Origin of the sequence: Pseudomonas protegens (assembly GCF_003732485.1) — a bacterium.
In the GTDB taxonomy this organism is placed as follows: domain Bacteria; phylum Pseudomonadota; class Gammaproteobacteria; order Pseudomonadales; family Pseudomonadaceae; genus Aquipseudomonas; species Aquipseudomonas protegens_B.
In genome coordinates, this window is the sequence record NZ_MOAK01000023.1 from 5419 (window position 1) to 8136 (window position 2718).

Consider the following 2718-nt stretch of genomic DNA (forward strand, 5'->3'; position numbering starts at 1 on the left):
AGGCGTCGATTGACAAAGAACACGAGCAGAAACTCGTGCAGGTAGTTTTCGATCTTGGTCATCAAGAGGGAACTCAGTTGTTGTTCGTTTCTTTGTTGTCGACGCGGTAGCCGAAGCTGAACCCGACACCCTGGAACATGATCACGTCAGCCAGTTGCTTGCTCAGGGCGCCGGCCTTGGCCAGGCGGGTCTTGGGCACGTAGAGCATGTCGTCCGGCTGCAGGTAGGCGAACTGCAGGGCCTTGCCGTCCAGCGCCGCATCGGCGTCATAGACCCGGGCTTCGACCTGATTGCCCTTGCGCCGCATGATCACCACCGAGTCCAGGCGCGCGGTGGGGCCGGCGCCCTTGGCCAGGGTCAGGGCTTCGAGCACCGAGATCGGCCGGCGGATCGGATAGGCTCCGGGCTGGCCCACTTCGCCCATGACGAACACTTCGTTGGCGGCGGTGGTCTTGAGCAGCACGTCGACGCTCACCTGTCCCACTTCCTTGGCATAGCGCTGGTTGATCAGGGTCTGCAGCTCGCTCAGGCTCTTGCCCTGCAAGGACAGGCTGCCCAGCAGCGGGAAGCTGGCGCGGCCATCGGAACCCACCACGATCTCCCGGCTCAGGCCGGTGGCCGGGTTGGTCAGGCTGGTGCGCAGGTTGTCCAGCTGGGCCATGGCGTGGGAGATCGAGAAATTGATCTGCGGCTTCTTCAGGACCTTGGCGTACTGGGCTTCCAGGGCCTGGCGCGCCTGTTCGGCGGACAGCCCGGCGACCTGGATATTGCCGACGTAGGGCATGTCGATGCTGCCGTCGGGTAGGACCAGCTTGCTGCCCCCCAGCTCCGGCGCGGTGAGGAAGTTCACGTCCACCTGATCGCCGGGCTGCACGAGGTAGCGCTGCTGGCTGGTGGTGCCGATATGGAAGATCACGTCCAGCACGTCCTGCGGGCGCAGGACCTGCTCGATGGGCATGACCTCGGTAAGCTGGGCCTGATCGGCCGGGGCGCTGAGGATCTGCACCGGCATCTGCTGCGGCTCGCGGTTGACGCAGCCGCCGAGGGCGGCCAGCAACGACAGGCCCAGCAGGGAGAGTCTTGGCTTGTTCATGGTTACACGGTCCTTGTGCCGGTCAGAGACGGTCATAAACCCACTTGGGCATGTAGTACTTGCGGGCGTTGAACACGCTGCCGATCAGCTTCGCCTCGGCCTGGATCAAGCGCTGCGCCGCGGCCTGGGCCACTTCCCAACGGGTTTCCTCGCTGCGCACCACCAGCACCACGCCGTCCACCTGGGTGCTCAGGGTGAGGATGTCGCCGCTGCTGTAGACCGGGTCGCCGTCGATGATCACGAAGCGATAGTCCGAGGCCAGGGCCTGCAACAGTTCCTGCAGCAGTTCCGGGGTCAGGCGCTCGGCGTATTGCTGGCGGCGGCCCAGGGGCAGGAAATCGAAGTCCAGCTCGTCGCCGCTTTCGATGCACGCCGACAGGAGCGGCGGGACATCGGCCAGGGCCAGGTCGAGAAAGCCCGGGCGCTCGCCCAGATCCAGGCGCCGGGTCAGGCTGTTGTCCGAAAGGCTGGTGTCCACCAGCAATACCCGGCCGCGGCTGGTGCGGGCCAGTTCGCTGGCCATGCTCAGGCTGCTGCTGGTGATGCCGCTGTTGCGGTTGGCCGCCGTCAGCAGGATCACCCGCAGCTCCTGGTCGAGCACGGTCACCGCCAGGTTGCTTTCGCTGGGACGCTGGATCTTCAGACTGGCAAAGGTTGCTGCCGCCATTTCAACTTGCTCCATGGCCATTGAGGACCTTGAAAGGGGTTTTGATCAGGATCTTCAGGTCGAGCCAGGGGCTCTGCTGAAAGATGTAGGTCATGTCGAGGGTGACCCGACCATCGAAGTCCACGTCGCTGCGTCCGGACACTTGCCACAGGCCGGTGATCCCGGGATAGATGCTCAGGCGGCCGAGGTGGTGCTCCTTGTAGGTCTGGGCGTGGAACGAGGTGGGGCGCGGGCCGACGATGCGCATCTGGCCGAGCACCACGTTGATCAGGTTCGGCAGCTCGTCGAGGCTGGTACGCCGCAGAAAGCCGCCGATGCCGGTGATCCGCGGGTCACGGTCGATCTTGAAATCCACCGAGTCGGCGCCGTGCTTGTTCAGGTGGCGCACCGAGTCCTTCAAGGCCTCGGCGTTGACCACCATGGTGCGGAACTTGTACATGCCAAAGCGCCGGCCACGAAAACCGGTGCGCAGTTGCACGAAGAACACCGGCCCGGGGCTGGTGAGCTTGATCAACAGCGCGACCGTCAACAGCACCGGCGACAGCAGCACCAGCAGCGTGGCCGCCAGCAGCGCCGAGGTCAGGCGCTTGCTGCGCGACAGGGTCCAGGGCCGGCCGCCGTCGCGGCCGCTGATCCAGCCGTGCTGTTGCAGCTCGATGGCGGCCTGGACCTTGCGCCGGAACGGATCGTTGCGCCGGTCGATGCGAGCAGGCGCCGGCACCTCGGTCGCAGGCGATGAGAAGGGTCTTTCCATATCCACCGGGAATACTTCCATGGCAAAGGTTGGGTAAAAGCGCCGAGGGGCGCGGGCTCAGGACGCGCTGCCCGGGTAGTAGCTCAGGTACCACTGAACGAAGTGCTTCAGGCCTTCTTCCAGGGTCACCTGGGGGCCGAAGCCGGTGAGGTTTTCCAGGGCACTGACGTCGGCGCAGGTGTTGAGCACGTCACCGGGCTGCAG

3 protein-coding genes and 1 pseudogene are annotated in these 2718 nt (G+C 65.0%); all 4 read right to left on the reverse strand.

Annotation, left to right across the window (positions count from 1 at the left end):
* Positions 1-73 precede the first annotated feature (73 nt).
* Positions 74-1093 (reverse strand): polysaccharide biosynthesis/export family protein, encoded by a 1020-nt coding sequence (locus BLX41_RS02455; protein ID WP_123723632.1) that lies wholly within the window; start codon positions 1091-1093, stop codon positions 74-76.
* A gap of 22 nt (positions 1094-1115) precedes the next feature.
* Positions 1116-1760 carry a CpsD/CapB family tyrosine-protein kinase gene (locus BLX41_RS02460; protein WP_123723633.1) on the reverse strand — a complete coding sequence of 215 codons (645 nt, stop codon included), beginning with the start codon at positions 1758-1760 and terminating at the stop codon, positions 1116-1118.
* Position 1761: 1 nt separating this feature from the next.
* A complete protein-coding gene (locus tag BLX41_RS02465; protein ID WP_123723634.1) occupies positions 1762-2514 on the reverse strand; it encodes a sugar transferase in 753 nt (250 codons plus the stop codon).
* Between the two features lie 57 nt (positions 2515-2571).
* Positions 2572-2718: pseudogene (locus BLX41_RS34240) on the reverse strand (UDP-glucuronate 5-epimerase); the annotation flags it as partial.

Excerpts from the sequence above, each read along its gene's own strand:
- BLX41_RS02455 (WP_123723632.1), bottom strand. The coding sequence starts at position 1,093 with ATGAACAAGCCAAGACTCTCCCTGCTGGGCCTGTCGTTGCTGGCCGCC.
- BLX41_RS02460 (WP_123723633.1), bottom strand. The coding sequence starts at position 1,760 with ATGGCGGCAGCAACCTTTGCCAGTCTGAAGATCCAGCGTCCCAGCGAA.
- BLX41_RS02465 (WP_123723634.1), bottom strand. The coding sequence starts at position 2,514 with ATGGAAAGACCCTTCTCATCGCCTGCGACCGAGGTGCCGGCGCCTGCT.